Here is a 24,678-nt window from a genome sequence, read left to right on the forward strand (position 1 = left end):
CGCGGCGTCCGGCCCGGTTTCGTGTGTTCGAGGAGAAAGGAGCCGCGTGATCGCGCTCCGGAACAAGAGGGAGAAACGATGATGAATTTTCGTAACGCAGGCATTCTGGCCGGACTGGCGCTCAGCGTCTCAGCCGCGGCGCTGAATGCATATGCCTCCGAGCCAACCGTTCCACCGAAACCGGCGGACTTTCCGGCCGAAGGCAAGATCAACTATGTCGCGCGCGACTCCATCCTGGAGTTCAAGGCGCTGCCCGAATATCACGAGCCCGACTGGGTCACGAAGAATTTCGTCGCCACCGGCAAGCTGCCGCCGGTCAAGGACCGGCTGCCGAAGGAACCGCTGGTCTTCAAGACCGGCAATATGCCCGACGGCATTGGCGTCTACGGCGATACCATGCGCCACGTCATCGGCGGCCGGCCGGAAGGCTGGAACTACGGCGCCGGCCAGACGCAGGGCTGGGGCGGCATCGATATCGGCCTTTCCGAATGCCTGACGCGCACCGCGCCGCTGTTCCAGGTGCAGGCCTCCGACACCGAGCCGCTGCCGAACCTTGCCAAGAGCTGGGATTGGTCGCAAGACGGCCACAAGCTGACCATGCACCTGATCGAAGGCGCCAAATGGTCCGACGGCGCGCCGTTCAACGCCGACGACATCATGTTCTACTGGGATGATGAAGTCATCGACCCGAACGTCTCGCCGCTCGGCGGCGGCGCCTCGCCGGAAGCCTTCGGCGCCGGGACGACGCTGAAGAAGGTCGACGATTACACCGTCGAATGGACCTTCAAGGAGGCCTTCCCGAAGCAATATCTCTACACCATGTCCTACCCGAATTTCTGCCCGGGTCCGTCGCACATCCTGAAGGCGCAGCATCCGAAATACTCGAAGAACACCTACGACCAGTTCAAGAACGCCTTCCCGCCAGAGTTCATGAACATGCCGGTCATGGGCGCTTGGGTACCGGTGGAATATCGCCCGGACGACATCATCGTCATGCGCCGCAACCCCTATTATTGGAAGGTCGACGAGAAGGGCGATCAACTGCCTTATCTCAATGAGCTGCACTACAAGCTCTCGACCTGGGCCGACCGTGACGTTCAGGCCGTCGCAGGATCCGCCGATTTCTCCAACCTCGAGCAGCCGGAAAACTTCGTCGCGTCGCTGAAGCGCGCCGCCGAAAAAACGGCGCCCGCCCGGCTTGCCTTCGGCCCGCGCCTGATCGGCTATAACTTGCGCATGAACTTCTCCGCCAACGGCTGGGGCAACCCGGACGAGCGCGGTGAGGCGATCCGCGAATTGAACCGCAACGAAGACTTCCGGAAGGCCGTCACCATGGCGCTCGACCGCAAGGCGATCGGCGACTCGCTGGTCAAGGGGCCGTTCACCGCGATCTATCCAGGCGGGCTTTCCTCCGGCACCAGCTTCTACGACCGCAATTCCACCGTCTACTATCCCTTTGATCTTAAGGGCGCCAAGGCGGAACTCGCCAAAGCCGGCCTCAAGGATACGGATGGCAATGGCATCGTGAACTTCCCGGCCGGCACGGCGGGCGGCAAGGATGTCGAAATCGTCATGCTGATCAACAATCAGTACACGACCGACAAGAGCCTTGCCGAAGGTGTCGTCGGCCAGATGGAGAAGCTCGGGCTGAAGATCGTCATCAATGCGCTCGACGGTGCCAAGCGTGACGACGCCCATTATGCCGGCCGCTTCGACTGGCTGATCCAGCGCAACACGACGGAGCTGTCGTCGGTGGTGCAGAACACCGAGCAGCTCGCCCCTGTCGGTCCGCGCACCAGCTGGCACCATCGCGCCGGCAAGGATGACCAGCTTGATCTGATGCCCTTCGAAAAGGAGCTTGTCGATGTCGTCAACAAGTTCAGGACGAGCCAGAACAACGACGAACGCGTCGATCTGATGAAGCAGTATCAGAAGATCTCGACGGAGCACGTCAACACCGTCGGCCTGACGGAGTATCCGGGCGCCCTGATCGTCAACAAGCGGTTCTCCAACGTGCCCCAGGGTACGCCAATCATGATGTTCAACTGGGCTGAAGATTCGGTGATCCGCGAACGCCTGTGGGTGGCTGCGGACAAGCAGGGCAAATACGAGCTGTTCCCTGAACAACTGCCCGGCAAGCCCGGCGAAAAGGGCCCGATCAACTAAGCTCCCTCCCAGCTGAAGTGAGCTCCAGGCCGCGCGTGCTGCGCGCGGCCTGACATGACCAACAAGCCGGCCGCGCTGACAAGGAGCGACTGGCGGCAAGGAGAAGCGAACCGTTCGATGTTACGATTCCTGCTCGTGCGCATAGCCTCAGCGATTCCCATTCTCTTCATCCTGAGCGTGGTGACCTTCGCGATCATCCAGGCCCCGCCCGGCGACTACGCCGATTATATAAGATCCCAGCTGATCAACCAGGGCGGCGCGTCCTATGCCCAGGCCGAAGCGCAGGCGCAGCTCTACCGGGTCGAACACGGCCTCGATAAGCCGATGGTCGTTCAATACGTCAACTGGATCGGCGGGATAGTGACCCGCGGTGATTTCGGCTACAGCATGTTTTACAACAAGCCGGTCGCCGATGTCGTCGGCGAACGCCTGCCGCGGACATTGCTTCTGGCGCTCGTCTGCCATCTCCTTGCCTCGGTGCTCGGCATCGGCTTCGGCATCTGGGCGGCGACGCGACAATATAGCTGGATCGACAGCCTGCTTTCGGGAATTTCTTTCCTCGGCATGACGGTGCCGCGCTTCCTGATGGCGCTGATCATCGTCTATCTCCTGGTTTTCCAGCTTAACGTCTCCGAAATCGGCAGCTTCTTCTCCCCGCAATATGGCGGAGCGCCCTGGTCCTGGGCGAAGTTCGCCGATCTGGTTCACCATGTCTGGCCGGTCGTGGCGATCGCCACCTTCGGCGGGCTCGCCTACAATATGCGCGTCATGCGCGGCAATCTGCTTGATACGCTGAATGCCCAATATGTCGAGACGGCCAAGGCCAAGGGGCTTTCGGGCGCAGCCGTGGTGATGCGCCATGCGGTGCCGAACGCGCTGCACCCGCTGGTGATGTACCAAGGCGTCGTGCTGCCCTACATGCTGACCGGCGAGATCGAAACCGCGATCATTTTCGCATTGCCGACCGTCGGCCCGGCGATCGTCGGCTCGATGGCGGTCGGCGACGTCTATGTCACCGCCACCTTCATGATGGTGCTGTCGGCGACGCTGATCGTCGGCAACATCATCGCCGACATGCTGCTCGCCCTGCTCGATCCCCGTGTCCGCCAATATGGAGGAGCCTGAGATGCTGGCTTTCGACTCCGCGCCGCCTCCGCCGACGACAGAACTTTCCATCAACAAGCCATCGCGTGGGCATGAAAGCTATATCGCCCTTGTCTGGCGCCGGCTGAGACGCTCCTGGACCGGCATGGCAGGGCTCGTGCTCGTCGTGCTGCTGATCGTCATGGCGATCTTCGCCGATTTCTTTGCGCCGATGGACCCGAAGGCGACCGATGTCGGCTTCGCGCCGCCGCAGATGATGAGCTTCCACGACAAGGACGGCAATTTCGTCTTCCAGCCGCGCGTCTATGCGCTCTCCGATTCCGAAGAGCTCGACCCCGTCACCTTCCAGCCGATCGTCGGCATGGATTACGACAATCCGCGGCTGCTCGGCTTCTTCGTCAAGGGCGCGGAATACCGGCTTTTCGGCCTAATCCCGGCCAGCCGGCACTTCTTCGGCTCGACCGACGGCCAGCCGGTGCATTTCCTCGGCACCGACAAGTTCGGCCGCGACGTGCTGTCGCGCGCCATCATCGGCTCGCGCATTTCGCTGACCATTGCCCTGACGGTGGTCTTCATCGTCACCATCATCGGCACGACCGTCGGCATGGTGTCGGGCTATTTCGGTGGCACATTCGATATCTGGTTGCAGCGTTTCGTCGAACTGGTGCTCGCCTTCCCGCAACTGCCGCTCTATCTGGCGCTGACATCACTAATTCCGGTGACGGCGCCGACCAACGTCTTCCTGGCCTTCGTCATCGCCGTGATGTCGGCGCTCGGCTGGGCGCAGATGTCGCGCGAGGTGCGCGGCAAGACCTTAGCACTTGCCCGCATCGATTATGTCAGGGCAGCAATGGCCGTCGGCGCCACCGACACGCGCATCATCATGCAGCACATCTTCCCGAACGTGATGAGCCATGTCATCGTCGCGGTGACGCTGCATATACCGAGCGTCGTGCTCTTGGAATCCTTCCTCGGGTTCCTCGGCTTCGCGGTCAAGCCGCCGCTGATTTCCTGGGGGCTGATGCTGCAGGATACGGCGACCTATTCTGTCATCGGCTCCTATCCTTGGATTCTCTCCCCAGTCGGCTTCGTGCTTGTCACCGTCTTCGCATTCAATGCGCTCGGCGACGGATTGCGCGACGCGGTCGATCCTTATTGAGGTGATGAAGATGGCTCTTGCACTGGTCAATTCCTTCGCCCCGCCCGTCCGCCACGACCATGATGGCCGTTCGGACACGCCGATCATCGACGCCCGCAATGTGGCGGTGAATTTCAAGGTCGAAGACGGCATGGTCGAAGCCGTCAAGGATGTCTCGTTTCAGCTCTATCGCGGCGAGACGATCGCAATCGTCGGCGAATCCGGTTCGGGCAAATCGGTAACGGCGCGAACGGTGATGGGACTGTTGTCGAAGCGCGCCGTCGTCTCCGAGAAATCGACGGTTGCCTATGACGGCAGCAACATCCTGAAATTTTCCGAGCGGGCGCGCCGCAAGCTGCGCGGCGACCGCATCTCGATGATCTTCCAGGAGCCGATGAGCTCGCTGAACCCGATCTATACGATCGGCAGCCAGATCGTCGAGGCAATCCGCGTGCATCGCCGGATCAGCAAGAGGGATGCGCAAAAGCGGGCGCTCGAGCTGCTCGAACATGTTCAGATCCCTGATCCCGCCGCGCGGCTCATGCAATATCCGCATCAGCTTTCCGGCGGCCAGCGCCAGCGCGTGATGATCGCCATGGCGCTTGCCAACGATCCCGACGTTTTGATTGCCGACGAGCCGACGACGGCGCTCGACGTCACCGTGCAGGCGCAGATCCTGAACCTGATCCGCAACCTGCAGAAGGAGCTGGGGATGGCCGTCATCCTCATCACTCACGACCTGACCGTGGTGCGGCAGTTTTCCGATTACGTCTATGTGATGCAGTACGGCGAAGTGCGCGAGCACAACACCACCGAAGCGCTGTTTGCCAATCCGCAGGACGCCTATACCAAGCATCTGCTTGCCTCCGAGCCGCGTGGCCAGGCGAATCCGCTGCCCGAAGGGTCTGACGTCATCCTCGATGCCAAGGGCGTGCGGGTCTCCTTCATGATGCGTCACGGTACTTTTCTGAAGCCGGCGATGCGCGAGCTTGTCGCCGTCGACAGCCTCGACCTGACGCTTCGCCGTCACGAGACTCTGGGGCTGGTGGGCGAATCCGGCTCCGGCAAGACGACGTTCGGCCAGGCGATCCTGCGGCTGAACACGCCCGACAGCGGCGAGATCCATTTCGACCACCAGCCGATCCATGGCCTTTCCAGAGCCGAGATGCGGCCCTTGCGCGCCCGCATGCAGGTGGTGTTCCAGGATCCTTTCTCATCGCTCAATCCGCGCATGACGATCGGCCAGATCATCGAGGAGGGGCTCGTCGTCAACAGGCTGGGCGCGACCAAGGCCGAACGCCAGGACCGGGTGCGTGAGGCGCTTGTCGCCGCCGGCATGCCGGGCAATATCCTGTCGCGCTTCCCGCACGAATTTTCCGGCGGCCAGCGCCAGCGCATCGCCATTGCCCGCGCCATCGCGCTGGAGCCGGAGTTCATCCTGCTCGACGAGCCGACATCGGCGCTCGATCTTTCCGTACAGGCGCAGATCATCGAACTCCTGCGCAAGCTGCAGGACGAGCGCGGCCTGAGCTACCTTTTCATCTCCCACGATCTCAAGGTCGTCAGGGCGCTCTGCCATCGCGTCATCGTCATGCAGCATGGCAAGATCGTCGAAGAGGGTCCTGTCAACGAGGTTCTCACCCATCCCAAGACCGCCTACACCGAACGGCTCGTCAAGGCCGCTTTCGAGGTAGCATGATTACCGAATGCCGGAGGCTATAATGGCAAGAAATCCCAAAATCACCTTTATCGGAGCAGGCTCCACCGTCTTCATGAAGAACATCGTCGGCGACGTGCTGCAGCGCCCGGCGCTGTCGGGTGCGACGATCGCCTTGATGGATCTCAACCCGCAGCGGCTGGAGGAAAGCGCCGTCGTCGTCAACAAGCTGATCTCGACGCTTGGCGTGAAGGCGAAGGCGGAAACCTATTCCGACCAGCGCAAGGCGCTTTCGGGCGCCGATTTCGTCGTCGTCGCCTTCCAGATCGGCGGCTATGAGCCCTGCACGGTCACCGATTTCGAAGTCCCGAAGAAATACGGGCTGCGCCAGACGATCGCCGATACGCTCGGCGTCGGCGGCATCATGCGCGGGCTTCGCACCGTGCCGCATCTCTGGAAGGTCTGCGAGGACATGCTCGCCGTCTGCCCCGAGGCGATCATGCTGCAATATGTCAACCCGATGGCGATCAACACCTGGGCGATATCGGAGAAATATCCGACCATTCGCCAGGTCGGACTCTGCCACTCGGTGCAGGGCACGGCGATGGAACTGGCGCATGACCTCGACATTCCCTACGAGGAAATCCGCTACCGTGCGGCCGGCATCAACCACATGGCCTTCTATCTCAAATTCGAGCATCGCCAGCCGGACGGTTCCTACCGCAATCTCTATCCCGACCTGCTTCGCGCCTATCGCGAGGGTAGGGCGCCGAAGCCCGGCTGGAACCCGCGCTGCCCGAACAAGGTGCGCTACGAGATGCTGACGCGGCTCGGCTATTTCGTCACCGAAAGCTCGGAGCATTTCGCCGAATACACGCCCTATTTCATTAAGGAGGGTCGCGACGACCTGATCGAGAAATTCGGTATTCCGCTCGACGAATATCCGAAGCGTTGCATCGAGCAGATCGAGCGCTGGAAAGGGCAGGCGGAGGCCTATCGTTCGGCCGACAAGATCGAGGTCGCGCCGTCGAAGGAATATGCCTCCTCGATCATCAACTCGGTCTGGACCGGCGAGCCCTCGGTGATCTACGGCAATGTCCGCAACAATGGCTGCATCACTTCGCTGCCGACCAATTGCGCCGCCGAGGTGCCCTGCCTCGTCGATGCTTCCGGCATCCAGCCGACCTTTATCGGCGACCTGCCGCCGCAGCTGACGGCGCTGATCCGCACCAATATCAACGTCCAGGAGCTGACGGTGCAGGCGCTGATGACCGAGAATCGCGAGCATATCTATCATGCCGCGATGATGGACCCGCATACGGCAGCCGAACTCGACCTCGACCAGATCTGGTCGCTGGTCGACGATCTGCTCGCCACCCACGGCGACTGGCTGCCCGAATGGGCACGCACGACCCGCAAAGTACAGGCCGCCTGACCCCCTCTCCCGGGCAAGGCGTCAAGGAGCCCCGCGGTGGCAACAACCGCGGGGCTCTTTGCGTGAGGATGGGCGGGACGGCCGGGATCAGCAATTGTCTACCTTGGACCGCCTGCCATACGCTCCTTCAAGCTCTCGACCTCTTCGGCCAGCTCGTCGAGATCGCTTTGCGATGCCGCTTGCGATGTCGCCACTATCTTGGGAACATAGATCTTCCCGCCGGCATCGCGTTCATCGGGAATGTTGTATTTGAATATTCGCTGTGCTGATTTGGCATCCGTCGCCCGGACGAAGACCATAGCTTCGTTGTTGCTATCTAGCGCAACCGACATGTCGAAAGTTCCGGGGCTCACAGCTAAGTTCTCGAGCTTTTGACCCTTTTTGTCCACGTAGGGACTAAGCCCATCGTCCACTGTGAAAGCGGTGAAGGCTTCCGTCACGTCTATTGTCACGTCACATGGCATGATTGTTCTCCCCCGTTGGAAGTTTAATCGTTGCTGAGGCGACCATTGCGATGGGCCATTCTGAGTGTGATAGCGTAGGAGCTCGGAGACCTCTTGCCGGGCAACTGGGCATCCAGAATAAGCGTCCTGGCGTCGCCGAAAGCCGTCGAGATCTCGAGGATTTGCGAGGATGCCGTCAGCCGCCACATTTTGTACCCCAACGTGGGGTCAAAGCCGCAGCCGGCAGCCGGCTCGGCATGCGGACCTGTGACAACGAAAATGCGGTTGGAATCCAGCCTGTAGCAGTGACCCTCAAACGCATAGCCGTAAGCAAGGACTGTCGATCCGGTGATGCCGACTCCGCTTGCGAGTTTTATCTGCAGTTCCGCCTTTCCCGCCATCCCGACATCCAGGTGGGTAATGCCGTGGGCGTCGTTCAAGTCTATGCCGTAGAGTATGATCTGGCCCGCCACATAGGGGAGTCCAGGAAGTGAAGGTGCTGGAACGCTGTCGTCTATCATCGATGCCTCCCGTCGTTTGGTTAAAGAATGCCGCGCCACCTCATGCAATCTTCCAGCTGGTCGATATAAGTCCGCCCGCGCCCCCGCCAGGCGGCCTCGAGCAAGGCCGAAGCCGCAGCCTCGAAGGTCAGGCTATCGGGGTCGAGATACGTCCAGGAGCGCGTCACAGCTTCGCCCACCACGTCCCGTGCCTCCTGCAGAGCGGCTTTCGTGGCGAAATGCGTGACGTCATAGGATGTCGCCGATGCCCGAAATCCTTCTTCTATCAGCGCCGGCGCCATCTGCTGGCGAAGATCGCTGAACTTCCTGGGATTGATCTTCGACAGTCCGCGCTCGAACAGCAGCGACTGGTAGACCTCGATGAGGCAGTCGAACAGGCCCGCCGCAAAGGGCTTCGATCGGTCGTGCACTTCCTGGCTGACATCGCCGATGCGAAGCGAGTTGTTGAGCGATCTAAGCTGCTTTTCGTCGCTGAGTTCGGCAAATTTGTCGAGTTCGTTGTGCAGGAGCAGATTGCCTCTTGTGCGCCGAAGCAGCCGGTCGAGCGCGGTATCGAATTGCAGCAATCCCAAGAGCGATATGAAATCGGCGATCGCTTCGTGGTAGGAAAAGAAGTCGCTGCCGGATCCGTCGCCTTCGAGGATCCCAAGTTCACTCAGCAGAATGAGATGCCCCATTTCATGGGCAACCGCGTCGAAATTCAGCGCGAAACAGGATGTCGGGCTTTCCGGCTCGCTCTCGCCGAGTTCCAGAAAGCCGAAGCCGGATTGCGCATTCTGCCAATGGGGAATGCGGGGAACGATTTCCAGCCGTTCCAGCGTCGGCTCGAAGAACCAGGCAATCGGGCGCCCAGCATAGCTCTCGCAGATATCGAGAATCCGGCGGGCGCAGGCATAGCTGTGTGTCGAAAGAAATGCCGGTGAGCCAGGCCCTATGTGATCGAAATGCCCGTCGGGGCCGGGCTCTGCAGGCGGCTGCAAAAGGCCGGGATAGGGAGGGATATAAGGCGCGGCATAGGGCGATTTCGGTTCGATGGGATTTGCCACATAGATCCGGCTGTCGGACGGCCCTGCCAGGATGGGTCCCGCTGAAGGTCCGATCCATACCACTTCAGGCTTTTCGTAACCGGAAATGAAGGATGGCTGCGGAAAGACAAGGAAACGCGTTCCGAGCGGCCGCTCCAAAGCCGACCTGTCGCCTGCTCCCCGTGAATGTGCGATGGCATCCAAAGCTGCCCCCACCGCTCGTTGCCCAGCGCCGAGCGATCTTGAACTATACCAGTACTACTGGCATTTCGACAATAGCATGTCGAGCATTCCGTAGTACTCCATGTCGTTGGCGAATGATTCCGTAAGTTCAAACTCGAAGGAAAGAGGCTCGTTCAGAACATTGATCTTGTGATCGGCCAGATATATCAGGAGATTTACAGCGTCGGTTTGCTTCTGGTTTATGGCTCCGGCTTTCAACCACGCCTTTAGAACTGCGAGCTGGTCCACATCGCTGAGATTGTTTTCTGCCGCTGCGAAAAGCCTGGCGAACGACCTTTCGCTGAAGTGCAGCGAGCGTGCCAGGAACTCAAGCTGATGTCTCAGCCGTCTTTCGATGATCCCGACGCGTTCCGCTTCTTTCAGGCTCAGCCTGATGTCGATGAGAGCATCACCAAATGCGCGCGAGCCCAGCTCGACGGGAGCCATCGGCACCGTGACATCGGCATCGTCGGCGAGCGGCTGCCGTCGGTACCACCGGTAGATCAGCCCATGCCCGAGCATTCCCTGGGGAGCGAGCTCCGCTGCTCTGAGCGCGCCTATGCTGGCCGCGCCGTATATGCGGAGCCCTCGGGCCATCGCCCAGAGAATTTCCTGGTGGCGAACGGCGGGGCGCTGCGCGAAGACGCCGTCGATCAGCACGATCGCCGACGGAGCGTAGTCCGCCACGGCGCGCACGACATCACCGCAGCCGACCGGAGGTAGATAGATCGCCTCCAGGTATTTCCGCGCTTCCGTCGTGGAGAGGGTGGGGCCGAGAAAGACTACGACATCGTCACGCAAGATCCGCCTCCGGATTTGTTTCCAGCGGAGGAGCAACCACCCGGACGATGTGAAGAGGGATGCGATCATCCGAATGAAGAACCACAAGGATCGCCGCCTTTGCGCCGGCCAGCTTCAACGCCTCGGCGATCGCCAGGATGGAGCGGCCGCTGGCGACAGGACCTTCATCGGGGCGGTAGGAGCTGCCGCCCTTTACGAGTTGCGCGCGCCATGCGGCAAGCTCCGAAGCATCGGCATATGCGTAGACTTCGCTGCTAATATCGTCGCGCGCAGCCGAGATCACCCCCAGCCGCGATTGACACGCTTCGAGCAATGCGCTCGTCAGCGCGCGATCATGGCTGAAGTCGCAGCCGAAGCCTTCTGCCGGCAAGGGCGCAAAGGGGGCTCTGCTTGCATCTTCCATCACGTGGCACCAGTAGATCGGCAGCGCGTGCGGCGCCGGGATTTTCCAGATGCCGACGACAAACCCCGCCTTGGCCAGCCGTCGCATGATTTCCCCGGCGCTGCCTGAGTGGACCGACCGGGAGTCGATCTGGAAGCGGTCGAAGAAATGCGGCGTTTTCATCGCCGTGCATCGCGCCTGTCGCTCCAGAATCTCCCGGCAGGCATGCAAGGCCGCGCTTTGCAGGCTGGTGCCGGCTGCCAGACCCGTTGTGTCTCTGGGCATCCAATGCGGATGAGGCGAGGGGACGGTGTAGGCGGAGTCGACAAGGGCAAGCGGGACAGGGGTTCTCCGGCCCGAAGCGAGATCCAGCCCGTCGATCCAGGAAAGCCTCTCCGCCTCTCGCCCGAAGCCGAGGTGCGACCAGAATTTCTGCTCGTTCATCTCGCGGAAAGCCGCTTTGAAGACGCGCTCTGGGGCATTCCGCTCCGAGGCCCATCCCTCCAGGGATTCCATCAGGCCCGATATCGCCGCAAGCGGAAGGGTCAAACCCTTTCCTTGGCTGACTGCGACGGAAAGGGAGCGCGGCCTGATAACTTGGACGACGGGGATGCCGATCCGGTCGAGCTCTGTTACCGAGCCCAGCCTGGTGATCCCGTATTCGTGCTTGCGCGCCAGGATGCGCCGCACCGTCTGCCAGGGATCAGGGGGCGAGAGGGTAGGGGCATCAAAGATGTTGTCTAGCACCCCGTGGTCCATCGCCTCCTCCTGGCCCTACGACCTTGGCAGTCCGTCTAAGGCGCGCTTTGCCCTTTCGGCCAGCCAGGCGGCTTTTTGTCCTTCGGCAATCTGCACCGCCCTCATCAGGTCTCTCCTTATCAAGGATGGAGGGTCGTTCAGATCTCGTCTCAGTCTTGCGCTGAGGCGGTAGAGTTCGGCCAGCCAGAACCGTTGACCGCTGTTGCGGCCGACATTGATCGCATTGTGAATGGTCGCCAGGGCTTCAGCAGGCTTGCCGAGCCGCTGCAGCACCTGCGCATGCATGTCGCTGTGCATGGAAAAATTATCGTCGGTGCCCAACTGCTGCTGGAGCAGCAGACCGTGTTGGAATCGCTCTTCACCCCGTTCGGCAAACGACGTCATCAGCTCCGCCCAGCCGCAATACATGTTGGCGCGCGCCTGGCTGGCGGCGAGGCCGTGTCGCTCGGCAAGCGCCAGCATTTGTTCGCCGAGGTCATGGACATCGTCATATCTGCTTTGGCAGCGGCGAAGGACGATGGCGTAATAAAGCGCGTGAACCATGCTCCCGGCATGATCGGTCGAGGCCGCCCAGTCCAGGCACTGTCTGATCGCATGTTCACTGGCATCGGCATCGTTGAGAAGCAGGTAGGACAGGGCGCTCTCGCCCAAGCCGCAGACCTTGGCATCATGTCCGCCGAAGAAGGCGCGATTTCTGACCGCGCTTTCTGGGTCGTAAAGATCAAGGCCTCTGGCGACGCAATCGAGGCAGAATTCGTGCTCGCCGGCATGGAAGCTCGTCGCCCATCCGCAGTGATAGGATTGCAGCCGCGTCTCCTGATCTTCGACCGCTTGCATGTCGCCGACGAGGATGCGCGCACGAGACTGCTGCGTCAGAATATTGGGCGCCGTGAACCACCATCCCCAATAGACCGGGAAATGTTTCGACCGGACAGCCGAGGCCTGTTTCCTCAAAAGCTGCATTGCGCGGGAGTAGGCCCGGCGCGCGCTTTCCGAGCCCTCTCCCTCCAGTGCGGTCGCAACGACCCCCTGAAGTTCGAGCAGGCCCAATGCCAGTTCGGTGTGATCGGGATGGCGCCGCGAAAGGCTGTCGACCTCCTGCGTGCCGAGCTCGAGCGACACGTTCGCCTCGTGCATGGCGGAGCGCAGAACGCTCGCCTCGGCCGCCGCCAGGGCAAACCTGGCCGCGGCGTCGTGCAAGCCTGCTTCGGCGCATTGCCAGGCCGCGATGGCAGCCGGCAGACTGGGTTTTGCTTCTCCGATCAGGAGTTCGGCGATCCGCCTGTGTATGCGTCGTCTGTCGCTTTTGAGAAGGCTGCTGTAGGCCGCTTCCTGAGTGAGTACGTGCCGGAACTGAAAGGAGCCGGGCGTGGCGGATGAAGGCTCGATGATGCCTTGGGAAACAAGCCGCTCGACCGCGACCTCCACCGTCTGCCGGCTGACCCCTTCGAGAAGGTAGGCGAGCAGCGAGATGTTGAATTCGCGGCCGATGACGCTCGCAAATTGCGCCGCCCGTCGTGCGGATCCGGTCGCCGCGAGTCTGGCGGAAAGCAGATCATTCAGCGAGCTGACGCCACCTTCCAGAAGCAGCCCTTTCCATTCGGATGCGGCCTTGCCCAAGGGTTGCCTTCCCAGGAAGAAGTTGGCCAGTTCTTCCGCGTAGAGCGGCATGCCATCGCATTGATCCAGAATGAAATCGGACAGGCCCGGCGGGGGACGCTCACGCCAGACCGAGGCGACGAGATCGCGAACCGCCGCAGATGCCAATCCGGATAATTCTATCTCGGTCGCCAGTGCCAGGGATCGTCTGATCCTCGATGTCTGAACGACGAGGATCGGCAACCTGCCTGCGAGCAACCCAAGCCGATCGATCAGTTCCAACGTCATGCCGTCAGCCCAGTGCACATCCTCGAAGACGAGGAGCGTCGGAATGCCAGTCGCTTTGCACGTCAGGATGTCGGCAGCGGCTTCGATGACCTTCCGTCTGAATGCCCGCCCCGACAGATCCGACACGCGAATATTGCGCGAGGTCGCCGGCGATCGGTCTGACGTAAATGAGAGAATGGTGTCGACGATGCCTGCGTCGACGTCTCGGCCGGATGCTTCAAGAGCCTGCATGAAAGCGCCCCTGTCGCCATCCTTCAGAACCGAAGGTTCGGCCACAAGCCTCTCAAGAAACGACATAAAAGGGTGCAGAGGCTGGCTCTCGAGGCGCCTGCCGCACTGAAAGATCAGGGTCTCGTGCGAAGTTTGCGATAGACTGCGGGCGAATTCGCCCATCAGTCTGGATTTGCCGATGCCTGCCTCTCCGACCACGGTGATCGAACTGCCTTTGCCGTCGAGAGCTGAATTCCAGGCGCTCGAAAGAGCGGCAAGCTCTCTTTCCCTGCCTCTTATCGGCCGGTCCCATTCATTGGATGGCGACAGCGCGGCCGTTGATCGATCGAGTTCCTGCGGGCGCCAGAGCGCAAACGGCTCTTCGAAGCCTTTGAGTTTGGCCTTCCGCACCAGGCTATAGTTGAACTTGTGTCGCGTGAGCTGAACGGTCGAATCTGCGACCAGGACCGAATTCGGTTCGGCCTCTGCTTGCAAGCGAGCCGCCAGGATCGGTGCTGTGCCGACGATCTCGTCTCCTTGCGTGGAGAATACGACAAGACCTGTGGCAACCCCGATCCGCAGCCTGAAAGCGGTGCGCGCCTTGCCCTTGGTGCTCGTTGCAATGCCCAACAATTCCAACGAAGCCTGTACCGCACTTTCAGCCGCATCTTCGGATTGATCGGGATATCCGAAGAAACAGCATCCCCCATCACCGAGCCGCTGATGAAGAAAGCCTCCATGCTTTTTTATGATCGTCTCGGCGCTCTGATGTAAAGCCGACACGGAGCGAAAGAATTTCTCCGGCTCGCTCCGCAACAAGAGCTCCGTCGAGCCGACGATGTCATAGAAAAGGGCAGTGACCTGTCGCCGCTCACCTGTAAACCGAATTCGCGCGTCGAGGTTTTTCATGCCGGGTCGCCCAACACCACAGAAGCCTTTCTCAGGACATCCGATTTATAGCTTGCATGCAAGCTTTTCGTGCGGCGATGCTAATTTATGAATCGGTTGTTGGACTGCGGCTTGATAATCATGCGCTCTTCAAACCCGCGACGCATGCCCGGCCGCATCGCTTCTGGCTCACCATGCTGTTTGGCGTATGCTCTTCATCAAGGAGGGCCGCGAGGACCTGATCGAGAAATTCAGTATTCCGCTCAACGAATATCCGAAGCGCTGCATCGAGCAGATCGAGCGTTGGAGGGGGCACCAATATCAACGTCCAGGAGCTGACGGTGCAGGCGCTGACGACCGAGAATCGCGAGCACATCTATCACGCCGCGATGATGGACCCGCATACGGCCGCCGAACTCGACCTCGACCAGATCTGGTCGCTGGTCGACGATCTGCTCGCCACCCACGGCGACTGGCTGCCCGAATGGGCGCGCACGGCCCGCAAGGTACAGGCCGCCTGATCCCCTCTCCCGGGTAAGGCGTCAAGGAGCCCCGCGGTCGCAACAACCGCGGGGCTCTTTGCGTGAGGATGAAGCCGATCTACTCAATCAACAAATGGTCCTTGAAAGCGATACCGTTCGATCTCACTTGATATGCTGACTTCAATTTTGAACTGACAGCTCCTTGCCAAAGAAGCTGCCGCCGGTGCTCAGCAAAGACGCCTAGTGACGTCAGGGAAACCAGCTCTGATTCCGTCTGCGCGTGCTTTTGACGTGACCCGCATCTCCAATCGAATGAGGTGACTTTTGACGCAATTCTTCGAAACTACTCAAGGAATAATGGTAATGGGAGCGCTGATTGCTGCCGCTGGCTTAACAGCTGGCGCCTGCATCCCCACGGTAATTCAGCTCGCAAAAAAGCAGATCAATCGACGCCCCAGAAGCGAGGCGAGAAATCTGGCAATGATGACGGTGTTGGCGCTCGACGACTTCGCCGGAGCGAGCTATGCGGCAGTCCGGGACATCCCAGAATTCAATCCGATGGATGAAGGCGAATTCGTGTTTCACGTTCCGGATCCTGTCCTTTCGCTTCCGAAGGACGCCGATTGGAAGCTTTTCGCTACCGAGTTGTCAGACGAAATCTTGTGGCTGTCGAACCGGGTCAAGAACCTCAACTATGCGTTGGATAGCCTCGATCTCTCTAGGCCCGGGTACGATGGCTTCTTTGAAAAGCGCCAGGAAGGTTATGCGGGTCTTGCAGCCGAGGCCATGGACCTGATTGAGCGCATGCTCGAACAGTTCGGTCTGACGCTGCCTACCAAGCCTGACTACTATCGCCAGCGTGAGGGGCTCGTATCGGCGATCCAAAGCGTGGGAGAACGAAGCTCCGGCCGTCGAACGACTGGGACTGTCACGCGCGAACGGATCGAATGTCCTGTACCTATTTCCAAAGACAGGCGATGAAGCCGACTGATTTAAAGGAACCGCGCTCACGAACAACTTGACCTTAAGAATGACGAGTGGTGCTAAGAAGGTTGGCAGTGCGAGATCCGAGAGAACAAATCGACGTGGTGTCCACGCGGCCGACACAGTTTCTTTGACCAAAGACGTGTGATGCCGTTTCGATCAGTCGGAGTTGGTCCCGCACGTGGTTGGCTTTGTCGATCGGATCTACTCGATAGCTCATGGCCGTCTCCCGAAGATCAGTTTAGTTCGGAGGCGGTCGCTCAGCATTCAGGAAATTGATGCGAAGCTGCTTTCGTACTGGCAGTCTGACCTCACGATCAATCAGTTGCCCCAGCCAATTTGGAACCGATCAAATCGAACCTCGCTCAACGGCTGGTTGGAGGGGCCCAGCCTTACCGAACGAAGAACGAGACGGAGCTCGGGGGAATAGTATTGTTCAAAAATAATCGGAGGCAATCCCGTCAGTTCGAGACGGCTGTTGACGGCCCAAACTTTGTAGGAACAAGACGCGATCGTTTCTTCTCCCCAGCCGTCGAACCTAATAATAGTCGCGCCCGAAACGGATTTTTTGCCATTGATGAAAAGCGTAGTCTCGGATTGCCAGTTCTTCTTCTGTGGTAGATCGTCTAACGTAATCGCATTCGCGTATTTCAGCTCATGCGTCCCGCTGGCACTAACTCTCTTTTCGACGAGCAAGGGGTGCAAATATACAGCCGACACCGGCTGCAGTGAACGGTTACGCTCCATCAGCCGTTGTTCGGTGAGGCCCGGACCGTCCGGCTTGTAGAACGCGGAAAAGAAAGGCACTTCTCTGGTAAGCAGCACGCCCTGCCTGGTTTCTTTAGCGCTCAAGCAATTGCCAGAGGCGGGCGCCGCCAATGTTAGTCCGACCAATAGGGACGACAAACCTCTGAGCAAGATCGACATTCCAGATATCCCCCATCGAGACTGTCACCTGCGATCCTTGGGTGGTAAACGCGGTGAGGTCTCGTCGGAGCCGTGACCGAGTCACGTAACGGGCGGAACGAGTGGCGCAGGATCTTGCCGCCGGCATCCATGAACACCACGCGTTGCGCGACCTCGCGGGCAAAGCCCATTTCGTGGGTCACCATCATCATCGTCACGCCTTCCTGCGCGACAGCGACCATGACATCGGATCGAGCGCCGAGGTTGGTTCGTCGTAAACAGCCAGGCTGTGTTTCTAAAGCGGTCGAAACACCCTCTATCGGCTAGTAACCGCCGATATTGCCGCGAACTGGGCCAATCCCCAGCGGCTGTGCATAGGTCGTGTTGTCCGATCCACTGGTTGCGCATCCTGAGAGTGTCATGAAGACGATTGCTGCTGCGGCAAAAATGTTTTTCAGAGGCACGGCGTTCTCCGTTCATGGCAGGCTGCCCAGGCCTCAAGGGCCACGCCGAGGACTTTCCGTTAAATCACCTACAATGGCAAGCGCGTGGTTAGCTTGCGGTAAGTAGCGATACGGCCTCTTCAAGCGTCTGCCTGACTGGATAGTCGCTCGGCGAGGCATCTTTCACGGCACGCTGACATAGAATGTGGGTGCTGTTGGTGGACGCCCTGACCCAAGTCCCTTGGGGGCGTGGTCGGCCAGGGCAGAAACCCTGGACCCGCCAGTTGACCTGCGGGAGCCAACTGCTCCAGAAATCTGCCCCCTCAAAATGTCAGCGATAGTCTATGCCGCAGGAGCGACGACCCGACCGATCCGGCGTGGGGCGTCGCGCGTGCCACCCGCGACGGGGATCGATGCATCTCCGACCAGCACGTCAGATGGTGGCCTTTCGCCTCAATCAACCAAAGAACGCACGAAGTTGAGCGAAAAACCCGCTTGGTTTGCAGCCTGCCATCTTTCGCAAACGGCGAGCGACGACTGCCGCGCTGACGCGTTCACCGAAATGGCAGAAGCACACAAGATCATGCAATTGCTCATCGCCGAGTTCGAAGAACCGTTTGGCCTCTCCATAACTGTCGTTTTCCATTCCTGCCGCCCGCAGCATGGGATCAGCGAATGCAACAGAGATCGGCGTGCCGTCAGCCCTGAGAGCAAGCCGATCGGCCATCGGCTGATACTCGGTTTCGTGAAGTGTCTTGAGAAACGGTCTGGGGCTGCCTTCGAGACTTTCGGCCCAGCGTTCAAGCCGTTCGCGCCAAGTCATTTCAAGGCGCTTGCAGGTCGGGCTGACAGTTGCGATGCTTTTCAACTGGTCTAATGCGTACTGTTCCATTTCGGCCTCCTATCTCCGGAAAAATAGATGGTCCGCCTCCCGAAGACAGCGTCGCTCAGGTCGCAGCCGATGTCCAATCACGATTGAAAACGGCACCTGCGTTGAAGTGGAACGGAAGCCGGAATCGACGACACGCCGTTCGCGCGGCTGCCTTAAGGCGCCGCTGAGTTGGCGGCCTCGGGTCATTTTCAACTGGATTTGTCACCCGCCGCGTATCGCAACAACGCACCATCGCGCGCGTTCTCAGATCCCTGACCCGTAGAGCTCCTGGTCATCGTCGCCTTCCCAGGGGGAGGGCATCGAGGTGCGGTTGAGGTTGGCCGATGGCATCGGCATCCAACACTTCAATTCCGGCTCGGCATATTCGATGATGTGCCCGGGCGAGGAATCAGAAGCGCGCCAGCCTTCTGCACCGAACTGATCGCCATGCGACCAGTAGGCGAGGTCAACTTCTGCCGGCCCCTGTTCGGACGGGCGAATCGTGACGAGGATCCGGCTACCGTCTCTCGGTGCGCTTACCATGTCGCGCCAGCGGTCTGTGTCGTCCATCGTTTTCCTCCTGCCTCGCTACAGGTTGCGAGTGTCGCCTCGCCATCGGAAACGGTCAATTGAAACTTTGCAGAACCGATCCTCGTCGATTGACTACCAATCCGGTGGCAGACGCCCGCACTCGCCGCATCTTCCATGCGGCGCTTACATCGCCGGCTGAAATCTGTGGCAAGGACCGGCATTCACCGGAATGGCCTCAGTAGACGATAGTCATTTCGAATGAACGCCCGATATTTTTCGTCCCACTTGAGAAAAATAAGCAAATATTGAACTCTTAGTTGTATCTCAAAATGTACATTCATAAGCTGCGCAGTGCCGGCTCGAACAAACTCGGATGTTAGAATGAACAACGTTTCTACTGCCTGGAACGGTCGTCAGAGAGAAACTTGAGAAAATCACATGAACCAGATTGAGATCGAATATCGCGCCCGTCATGGTCAGGGGTGATATCCGCGGAAGAGCTTTCGGCGCAACTGTAAAGTCTTTGGAAGGTGAAGCCCGGATCGATCGTATTTCGGTGCGCCCGAAAAAAGATCGCGCCGGGTGACAGACATTGCCGCATCTTTCCCGCAGTGCGTGCTAAAGGCGGCCACAAAACAATAGAGAAACACGGACGAAAAATACTCATACCCGGAATACAGGGTTTGGCTATCGGCCTGCCTCTGTCATTCCTTTGTCCTTTATACGGCAAAATTCGATCAACTGCCCCGAGGGCATTGGTCGTGCCAGAGCGTAACCTTGCAGTATATGGCAACCGAGGTCTTTCAGGATTTTCGCATGCTCCATGGTCTCCACGCCCTCTGCAACGATGTCGATGTTCTGCGATCGGCCGATTTCGATAATGGAGGAGACCAGGCGGCGCTGCGATGGAGACGCGATGATCGGCTTGATAATTTCGCGATCGATCTTCAGCCGTCGCGGCTCAAATCGAAGCAGGCTGACGATACTGGCATGTTCGGTGCCGAAGTCATCGATCTCGATTTCGATGCCAAGCTTTTTGACGGCGGGAATGATCTCGTTGAGAACAGGTTGAAGAGCATTAAAGGAGATTGTCTCGAGCAGCTCGAAACACAAGCGACCCTTCGCTATGGGAAGCTCGGACAGTTCGGCAAGCAGATTTGCCTGCGCCAGTCGACGCGCTGAAATGTTGACCGAAACACGGGGAATTTGCATTCCCAAGCTGTCCCATCTTGTCAGCTCAAACAGGGCCTTTTGCAGGATCAGCCTATCCATGTCGCCGGTGCGCCCCAGCCTTTCCGCGACCTCAAGAAATTTGTCCGGGGCGAGCAGACCTTTTTGCGGGTGATCCCAACGGGCAAGTGTCTCGACGCCGACAATATCCAATGTGTCTGCATCGAACTGCGGTTGGAAGAATGCAACGAGCTCATCGCGATCGAGCGCATGGTTGAATTCGTCCGCCAATTCTTTCGCATGGATCGCGGCGCTGCGAAGCTCTTCCGTAAAAACCGCCGCGCGGCCGCGGCCCGCCTTCTTCGCCTCGTACAGAGCCAAATCGGCATTAAGAAGCAATTGGCCGAGGTCCCGCCCGAGGGCACCTTCACTCTCCCAGGCGACCCCGACACTTGCCCCGACAACACAGGCCGCACCGTCAATGAACAGGGGTTGGTCGAGCGTATCGACAATTTGCCGGGCCAACGCGTTTGCCTTCGGCTCCGGATCGGTACTCCAGCTGGCGAAGATGAATTCATCTCCACCGATGCGAGCCGCTACGTCGTTGGGACCAGCCAAATCGGCAAGGCGCGAAGCCGTTGCTTGCAAGACCGCGTCACCGCCGGCATGCCCTTTGGTGTCGTTGATCTCTTTAAATCGATCCAGGTCGATATGAATGAATATCAGACAATCTTGTGGACTGGGTCTCGGCGGTTGCGAGATCATCCGGTCGACAAATCGTCGGTTGGGAAGCCCTGTCAATGCGTCATGCAATGACAGGTACTCCAGCCGCTGTCGTGCGCGAACGAGCTTTTTCTTGTGAAGGCGAAGCTTTTCGATCGTTCTTTGGCGCGATTTTGTCAGAAAGCCGATCCAGACAATCGGCGCAACGACACATAATGCCAACAGGCTCGCGTAGAATTCAAAAATGCCGATCCCATTATTTTGGCCCCAACCCTGCTTTGGCAGTGCGGCGAGAGCCCATCGGCCATAGGTTATATCGACGGATGCCTGGACCGGTTTCCTGGAAAACGTTGCCAGGCTGCCGAAGAAAACCTGTTTGGGCGCATTCGGCTCCGGTACGGTGCTGATAGCAATCTCGAGCTCGGTCGAAGCAAGGCCACTTTCCTGGTAAAGCTTGGGTATGTCGACTATCCCGGAAAGCAGGCCCCAAAAATTCTGGCTTTTTCCGTCATTGATGTAGATAGGGTACCTGACCACAAAACCGGTTCCACCTTGGATAAGCTCCACCGGGCCTGTCAGAACAATATTGTGCGTGTTGCGCGCCAGCATCGCGGCAGCCCGTTGCTTCTCATTGGTTCGGTAGTCGAGCCCGATGGCCTTTTCGTTTCCTTTCTCCGGATAAACCCACCTGACCACCATGCCGGGCGCGGCGGCGAAGCTTCGCAATTGTGAATCGGGCTTCAGGATCTCAGCGGCAAGTTTGGAAAATCCGTTCTGGTCCATCGCCGGATTGACTGCGATGCCAGCCGCCAGCCCCTGCAACAGCTTCACATTGCTGTTGAGGTTTGTCTGAAGCCGTGAGGATATGGTGGCAAGCTCGCCGGCAACGATCGAGCGTTCATCGGCCAGCGATCGCTCCAGCCGCCAGTTCGTTGCCATCCAGACGACGATTGCCGCAATAATGGCCGCAAATATTGCCGGAGCGAATGCGCTGATATGGCTTATGACAGAGCGAGCGAGATTTCTTCGAAGTTTCATCAGGTTGCCGGCGTGGATGAGAAGCCCTCATCCTTGCACGGTTTCTTTAAGGCAACGCTAAACCTGCCGGCGTCCTATAAAGGAAAATTGCCTGTTCGTCCTGGATCCGGGGTAACAGACGTAGCATTCCCGCATCTTGCCCGCAGCGCTTATGTCGCCGCGCTGAAGTCCGCCGCCAGCACCGCATCCTTCAACGCCCGCGAATAGGGATGCTGCGGGTTGTCCAAGACACTGCGCGCCTGTCCTCGCTCGACGATTTCGCCTTTGCGCATGATGATAATGTTGTCGCTGATGTAATAGGCGGTGGCGAGGTCGTGGGTGATGTAGACGATGGAAAGCCCAAGCTCAGCTTTCAGCCGGCCGAAGAGGTTGACGATGGCCATGCGCAGCGATGCATCGACCATTGAGACCGGTTCATCGGCCACCAGCAGGCGGGGTTGCGGGATCAGCGCGCGGGCGATGGCGACGCGCTGCAGCTGGCCACCGGACAATTCGTGGGGAAACCGGCCTTTCACTCTTCAAGGGTCAGGCCGACATGCACCAAGGCTACGTCGGCCATCATCTCTTCCGGTACGGACCCTCCGCGATCTCTGCTATGATCACTGAAAATCCGCTCACGAAAGAACCGATCCGTTGGTTGCTGATGAAGTCGTCATCCGATGTGAGGCAGATCACTCCACCTTATCCTCAAGAGAGGTTTAGCCGTTTTAGGAAGCTTCGAGCGATCGACCATCCGGGATGAGACTTCAAAGTCGGCATTGATCTTCACGACGAGCAGCTTGCTGAAATTGCCTGACACCTTTACGGAAACCTCGTCATTGGACTTGAATGGCGTGATGGTTTTGATCTCAATGTGATCGTTGCCAAGCCTACCATCGGCGCCCTGCGCGTAATTCTTGTTCAGCCTTATTCCGTAGGTGATGGCGCCGAAGAGTTCCCCAATGTCGCCGTATGCATTGAGATGGCGACCAGTCGCAAGATGGTAGTCTTGTGCCAGCGACAAGAGCTCCTGAAAATACGGTATCAAAGATGTGACCGCATTCGGATATTTGGCGCGCCACTCATGATATCGGAGCTGTTCTTCCACATCGGACCAGGAAACCCATTCGCCGTCGTCATAAAAGGCTCGATCCCAGATATCAGCATCCATTTCAAACCTCTTGGAGTTCCGATCTTCGTAACGCCGCGCCTGCGATCTTTCGATCAACCCATGCAGAAAGGCCGGTCCAAAGTTCTTGGTCGAGGCCGACATGACAAGCGATCGCAGTGATCTGCTGGTAGGAAATGGGTGTAATGGCAGCGTGGCCACCGAGACTCGCGTCTAGCAGGCCTCGCTTCGCTTTCCGTGCCGTCGGAAAACTAGGATGATCGGCAAAGGCTGCGAGGGCGGCCGCTTGAAGCTTGTGGTGCTTGCCAAACGCTGCTGCCAGCACGGCGTTGCGCATCCACTGATAGGAGTCCGCCTTAAAAGGGCAGGGCGTGTGGTCGACAGCCGGATCGAGCGCGAAGACCCTTGGGATATACTCCCAGTAACGAATGCCCTTGCCTGTAAGAGCACAGCGCGCGCGCAAGCCGTTAACCGGATTGATTTGGTCGGCATAGCTTCCGTTGCATTGGCGCTCGCCCGAGCTCAACATGGCCGTTTGGCTACATTGTCCTCCGGGTTCGGTGAATTTGCACTCGATGACGAGCGCAGCCAGTGAGCCAACAGCAAGTGCATCGACTTGCGTAGGCCTCGGTTCTCCCAGCAGCCGATCGGTGTCCGTCCACTCGAGTGTTATCGCCCACGGGCCGCCCGGTGCCACGCCAACTCTTGCGGCGATGGCATCGAAGATGCGGTCGCGATCCGTGCTCATCTTGACCGTGCCGAACACATCGATTGCGATGGCTTGAGATGAATGTGCCTTATGCGCCTGAATCCGGTTGGTTCGGTCACGATGCCAGGGGAATGCTTCCCAGTGCTCGATGGCTCCGTGGCTGGCCGGAAACAGATTTTCGCGAACTGCCTGGAAATCGGATGTCATCGCAGTTGCGTCTCCATACCATCAAGACGAGGCGGTGGTTTCTTCTGATGGAAGTGGCTCGGCGGCATAGGCATGAGTGACGGGAGCGCGTTAGCTGGCAATTGGTTTGTCCACCAGCGTTTCGACTATTCGCCTGAGTTCCGACGGGGTCGTATGGCCGGCCACCACCTCGTGGTAGCCTATACCGGCGCGTCGCAGCGCCTCCTTCTTTACCGCATCGCGTGCGGCCGCGGTGCCTTGATGGTGTGCTCCGCCCTGATATTCGATTGCGTGCCGCGGTTGGCAATTGCTGTCTACGAGCAGTAAGTCGACCCGCTTGGAGTTGATGCACCTGTAGGCGTCCGCATCGGTGCTTCGGAGGATTTCGCCCAACGACACCTGCGCCATTACCTGCCAGGAAGAATTGCAGCCGATCACGATGCTGTCCAGCTCCCGAAATACCCGGGCTTCGCTTTTGTTCAGCAATGGTTGAACGGTGAAAGACGAGCGCATCACGATACGCAGTTGATCCGTGGCGTCCAATGGTCGCAATGGTTCCGCAGCTGGCGTCTGAAGCGGAGGTCCCGGGACGATGCGCTCGGTGCTGCGCTTTTCCTCCCAGCGCGACCTGTTTCTCTCCCGCCACGCCTGCTTTCTCGTCGTGCCTAAGATCTGCTCAATGGCCATACCGATGATGAGACCGACAAACAGGACGGCAATCAGCAGTTCTGGCTCATCGAAATCTGCAATCGTTAAAGCGCCCGAAGCGCCTAGTGCGGCAGCCCCGATAATAAGTCCAGGTGCTGCAAACAGCACCGACCTTTGGCGATAGTGCATGCCCCTCTCCAGATTTCCCGCTCAGATAGTAGAACGCGTGGAGCATGTGCGA

Annotated in this window: 19 protein-coding genes and 3 pseudogenes; 7 read left to right on the forward strand and 15 right to left on the reverse strand. The window is 59.1% G+C overall.

Annotation, left to right across the window (positions count from 1 at the left end; all coding sequences use genetic code 11):
* Positions 1–78 precede the first annotated feature (78 nt).
* From ACS4RR_RS31580 to ACS4RR_RS31600, 5 genes are all read left to right on the forward strand, one after another.
* Positions 79–2,166, forward strand: coding sequence for an ABC transporter substrate-binding protein (locus tag ACS4RR_RS31580; protein ID WP_170260519.1), 2,088 nt, complete (start codon positions 79–81; stop codon positions 2,164–2,166).
* Between the two features lie 117 nt (positions 2,167–2,283).
* Positions 2,284–3,291, forward strand: a complete 1,008-nt coding sequence (locus tag ACS4RR_RS31585) for an ABC transporter permease (protein WP_170256541.1) — start codon at positions 2,284–2,286, stop codon at positions 3,289–3,291.
* 1 nt (position 3,292) lies between these two features.
* The gene (locus ACS4RR_RS31590) at positions 3,293–4,429 is read left to right on the forward strand and encodes an ABC transporter permease (protein ID WP_260111964.1); all 1,137 of its coding nucleotides are present in this window, start codon (positions 3,293–3,295) and stop codon (positions 4,427–4,429) included.
* Positions 4,430–4,439: 10 nt separating this feature from the next.
* The gene (locus tag ACS4RR_RS31595) at positions 4,440–6,107 is read left to right on the forward strand and encodes an ABC transporter ATP-binding protein (RefSeq protein ID WP_456190695.1); all 1,668 of its coding nucleotides are present in this window, start codon (positions 4,440–4,442) and stop codon (positions 6,105–6,107) included.
* Positions 6,108–6,129: 22 nt separating this feature from the next.
* Positions 6,130–7,500, forward strand: coding sequence for an alpha-glucosidase/alpha-galactosidase (locus ACS4RR_RS31600; protein WP_334546346.1), 1,371 nt, complete (start codon positions 6,130–6,132; stop codon positions 7,498–7,500).
* Positions 7,501–7,598: 98 nt separating this feature from the next.
* On the opposite strand, the gene ACS4RR_RS31605 is transcribed toward ACS4RR_RS31600, so the two are convergent.
* Genes ACS4RR_RS31605 through ACS4RR_RS31630 form a run of 6 tightly spaced genes read right to left on the reverse strand, consistent with a single transcriptional unit; the run spans position 7,599 to position 14,659 of the window.
* Entirely contained in the window at positions 7,599–7,964 is a 366-nt protein-coding gene (locus tag ACS4RR_RS31605) for a hypothetical protein (RefSeq protein ID WP_260111967.1), read from the reverse strand.
* Positions 7,965–7,987: 23 nt separating this feature from the next.
* Positions 7,988–8,464, reverse strand: a complete 477-nt coding sequence (locus tag ACS4RR_RS31610; RefSeq protein WP_222333681.1) for a hypothetical protein — start codon at positions 8,462–8,464, stop codon at positions 7,988–7,990.
* A 20-nt stretch (positions 8,465–8,484) separates the two neighbouring features.
* Positions 8,485–9,693 carry a gluzincin family metallopeptidase gene (locus ACS4RR_RS31615; RefSeq protein ID WP_456190696.1) on the reverse strand — a complete coding sequence of 403 codons (1,209 nt, stop codon included), beginning with the start codon at positions 9,691–9,693 and terminating at the stop codon, positions 8,485–8,487.
* A 54-nt stretch (positions 9,694–9,747) separates the two neighbouring features.
* A complete protein-coding gene (locus ACS4RR_RS31620; protein ID WP_456190697.1) occupies positions 9,748–10,512 on the reverse strand; it encodes a TfuA-like protein in 765 nt (254 codons plus the stop codon).
* Positions 10,505–11,653: a YcaO-like family protein gene (locus ACS4RR_RS31625; RefSeq protein WP_456190698.1), complete on the reverse strand. Its 1,149-nt coding sequence runs from the start codon at positions 11,651–11,653 to the stop codon at positions 10,505–10,507. The genes ACS4RR_RS31620 and ACS4RR_RS31625 overlap by 8 nt, the downstream gene beginning before the upstream one ends.
* Before the next feature lie 15 nt (positions 11,654–11,668).
* Complete coding sequence (locus ACS4RR_RS31630) at positions 11,669–14,659, reverse strand: ATP-binding protein (protein WP_456190699.1); 2,991 nt, start codon at positions 14,657–14,659, stop codon at positions 11,669–11,671.
* A gap of 169 nt (positions 14,660–14,828) precedes the next feature.
* Between ACS4RR_RS31630 and ACS4RR_RS31635 the strand changes: the two are divergent.
* Positions 14,829–15,159: pseudogene (locus ACS4RR_RS31635) on the forward strand (family 4 glycosyl hydrolase); the annotation flags it as partial.
* Positions 15,160–15,483: 324 nt separating this feature from the next.
* A complete protein-coding gene (locus ACS4RR_RS31640; protein ID WP_456190700.1) occupies positions 15,484–16,101 on the forward strand; it encodes a hypothetical protein in 618 nt (205 codons plus the stop codon).
* Positions 16,102–16,425: 324 nt separating this feature from the next.
* On the opposite strand, the gene ACS4RR_RS31645 is transcribed toward ACS4RR_RS31640, so the two are convergent.
* From ACS4RR_RS31645 to ACS4RR_RS31685, 9 genes and pseudogenes are all read right to left on the reverse strand, one after another.
* Complete coding sequence (locus tag ACS4RR_RS31645) at positions 16,426–17,031, reverse strand: hypothetical protein (RefSeq protein ID WP_456190701.1); 606 nt, start codon at positions 17,029–17,031, stop codon at positions 16,426–16,428.
* Positions 16,986–17,290 (reverse strand): annotated as a pseudogene (locus ACS4RR_RS31650) (hypothetical protein); the annotation flags it as partial. The gene ACS4RR_RS31645 and the pseudogene ACS4RR_RS31650, both read right to left, overlap by 46 nt.
* A 620-nt stretch (positions 17,291–17,910) precedes the next feature.
* On the reverse strand, positions 17,911–18,345 hold the full coding sequence (locus tag ACS4RR_RS31655; protein ID WP_017968299.1) for a hypothetical protein: 435 nt from the start codon (positions 18,343–18,345) through the stop codon (positions 17,911–17,913).
* Between the two features lie 243 nt (positions 18,346–18,588).
* Positions 18,589–18,894, reverse strand: a complete 306-nt coding sequence (locus tag ACS4RR_RS31660; protein WP_260111975.1) for a hypothetical protein — start codon at positions 18,892–18,894, stop codon at positions 18,589–18,591.
* A 648-nt stretch (positions 18,895–19,542) separates the two neighbouring features.
* Positions 19,543–21,786 carry a bifunctional diguanylate cyclase/phosphodiesterase gene (locus ACS4RR_RS31665; RefSeq protein WP_456190702.1) on the reverse strand — a complete coding sequence of 748 codons (2,244 nt, stop codon included), beginning with the start codon at positions 21,784–21,786 and terminating at the stop codon, positions 19,543–19,545.
* 149 nt (positions 21,787–21,935) lie between these two features.
* Positions 21,936–22,351 (reverse strand): annotated as a pseudogene (locus ACS4RR_RS31670) (ATP-binding cassette domain-containing protein); the annotation flags it as partial.
* Between the two features lie 87 nt (positions 22,352–22,438).
* Positions 22,439–22,936, reverse strand: coding sequence for a hypothetical protein (locus tag ACS4RR_RS31675; RefSeq protein WP_260111977.1), 498 nt, complete (start codon positions 22,934–22,936; stop codon positions 22,439–22,441).
* 1 nt (position 22,937) lies between these two features.
* The gene (locus tag ACS4RR_RS31680) at positions 22,938–23,810 is read right to left on the reverse strand and encodes a PGN_0703 family putative restriction endonuclease (protein ID WP_260111978.1); all 873 of its coding nucleotides are present in this window, start codon (positions 23,808–23,810) and stop codon (positions 22,938–22,940) included.
* Positions 23,811–23,900: 90 nt separating this feature from the next.
* Entirely contained in the window at positions 23,901–24,626 is a 726-nt protein-coding gene (locus ACS4RR_RS31685; protein ID WP_260111979.1) for a DUF2726 domain-containing protein, read from the reverse strand.
* Between the last annotated feature and the right edge of the window lie 52 nt (positions 24,627–24,678).

This window comes from Rhizobium zaerense (assembly GCF_051810725.1).
Taxonomy (GTDB): Bacteria; Pseudomonadota; Alphaproteobacteria; order Rhizobiales; family Rhizobiaceae; genus Rhizobium; species Rhizobium leguminosarum_I.

Bases quoted from the DNA above. Each gene is read 5' to 3' on its own strand.
- ACS4RR_RS31655 (WP_017968299.1), bottom strand. From the start codon at position 18,345: ATGGAACAGTACGCATTAGACCAGTTGAAAAGCATCGCAACTGTCAGC.
- ACS4RR_RS31660 (WP_260111975.1), bottom strand. From the start codon at position 18,894: ATGGACGACACAGACCGCTGGCGCGACATGGTAAGCGCACCGAGAGAC.
- ACS4RR_RS31675 (WP_260111977.1), bottom strand. From the start codon at position 22,936: ATGGATGCTGATATCTGGGATCGAGCCTTTTATGACGACGGCGAATGG.
- ACS4RR_RS31630 (WP_456190699.1), bottom strand. From the start codon at position 14,659: ATGAAAAACCTCGACGCGCGAATTCGGTTTACAGGTGAGCGGCGACAG.
- ACS4RR_RS31585 (WP_170256541.1), top strand. From the start codon at position 2,284: ATGTTACGATTCCTGCTCGTGCGCATAGCCTCAGCGATTCCCATTCTC.
- ACS4RR_RS31600 (WP_334546346.1), top strand. From the start codon at position 6,130: ATGGCAAGAAATCCCAAAATCACCTTTATCGGAGCAGGCTCCACCGTC.
- ACS4RR_RS31610 (WP_222333681.1), bottom strand. From the start codon at position 8,464: ATGATAGACGACAGCGTTCCAGCACCTTCACTTCCTGGACTCCCCTAT.
- ACS4RR_RS31605 (WP_260111967.1), bottom strand. From the start codon at position 7,964: ATGCCATGTGACGTGACAATAGACGTGACGGAAGCCTTCACCGCTTTC.
- ACS4RR_RS31580 (WP_170260519.1), top strand. From the start codon at position 79: ATGATGAATTTTCGTAACGCAGGCATTCTGGCCGGACTGGCGCTCAGC.
- ACS4RR_RS31590 (WP_260111964.1), top strand. From the start codon at position 3,293: ATGCTGGCTTTCGACTCCGCGCCGCCTCCGCCGACGACAGAACTTTCC.
- ACS4RR_RS31595 (WP_456190695.1), top strand. From the start codon at position 4,440: ATGGCTCTTGCACTGGTCAATTCCTTCGCCCCGCCCGTCCGCCACGAC.
- ACS4RR_RS31685 (WP_260111979.1), bottom strand. From the start codon at position 24,626: ATGCACTATCGCCAAAGGTCGGTGCTGTTTGCAGCACCTGGACTTATT.
- ACS4RR_RS31625 (WP_456190698.1), bottom strand. From the start codon at position 11,653: ATGGACCACGGGGTGCTAGACAACATCTTTGATGCCCCTACCCTCTCG.
- ACS4RR_RS31645 (WP_456190701.1), bottom strand. From the start codon at position 17,031: ATGTCGATCTTGCTCAGAGGTTTGTCGTCCCTATTGGTCGGACTAACA.
- ACS4RR_RS31680 (WP_260111978.1), bottom strand. From the start codon at position 23,810: ATGACATCCGATTTCCAGGCAGTTCGCGAAAATCTGTTTCCGGCCAGC.
- ACS4RR_RS31665 (WP_456190702.1), bottom strand. From the start codon at position 21,786: ATGAAACTTCGAAGAAATCTCGCTCGCTCTGTCATAAGCCATATCAGC.
- ACS4RR_RS31640 (WP_456190700.1), top strand. From the start codon at position 15,484: ATGGGAGCGCTGATTGCTGCCGCTGGCTTAACAGCTGGCGCCTGCATC.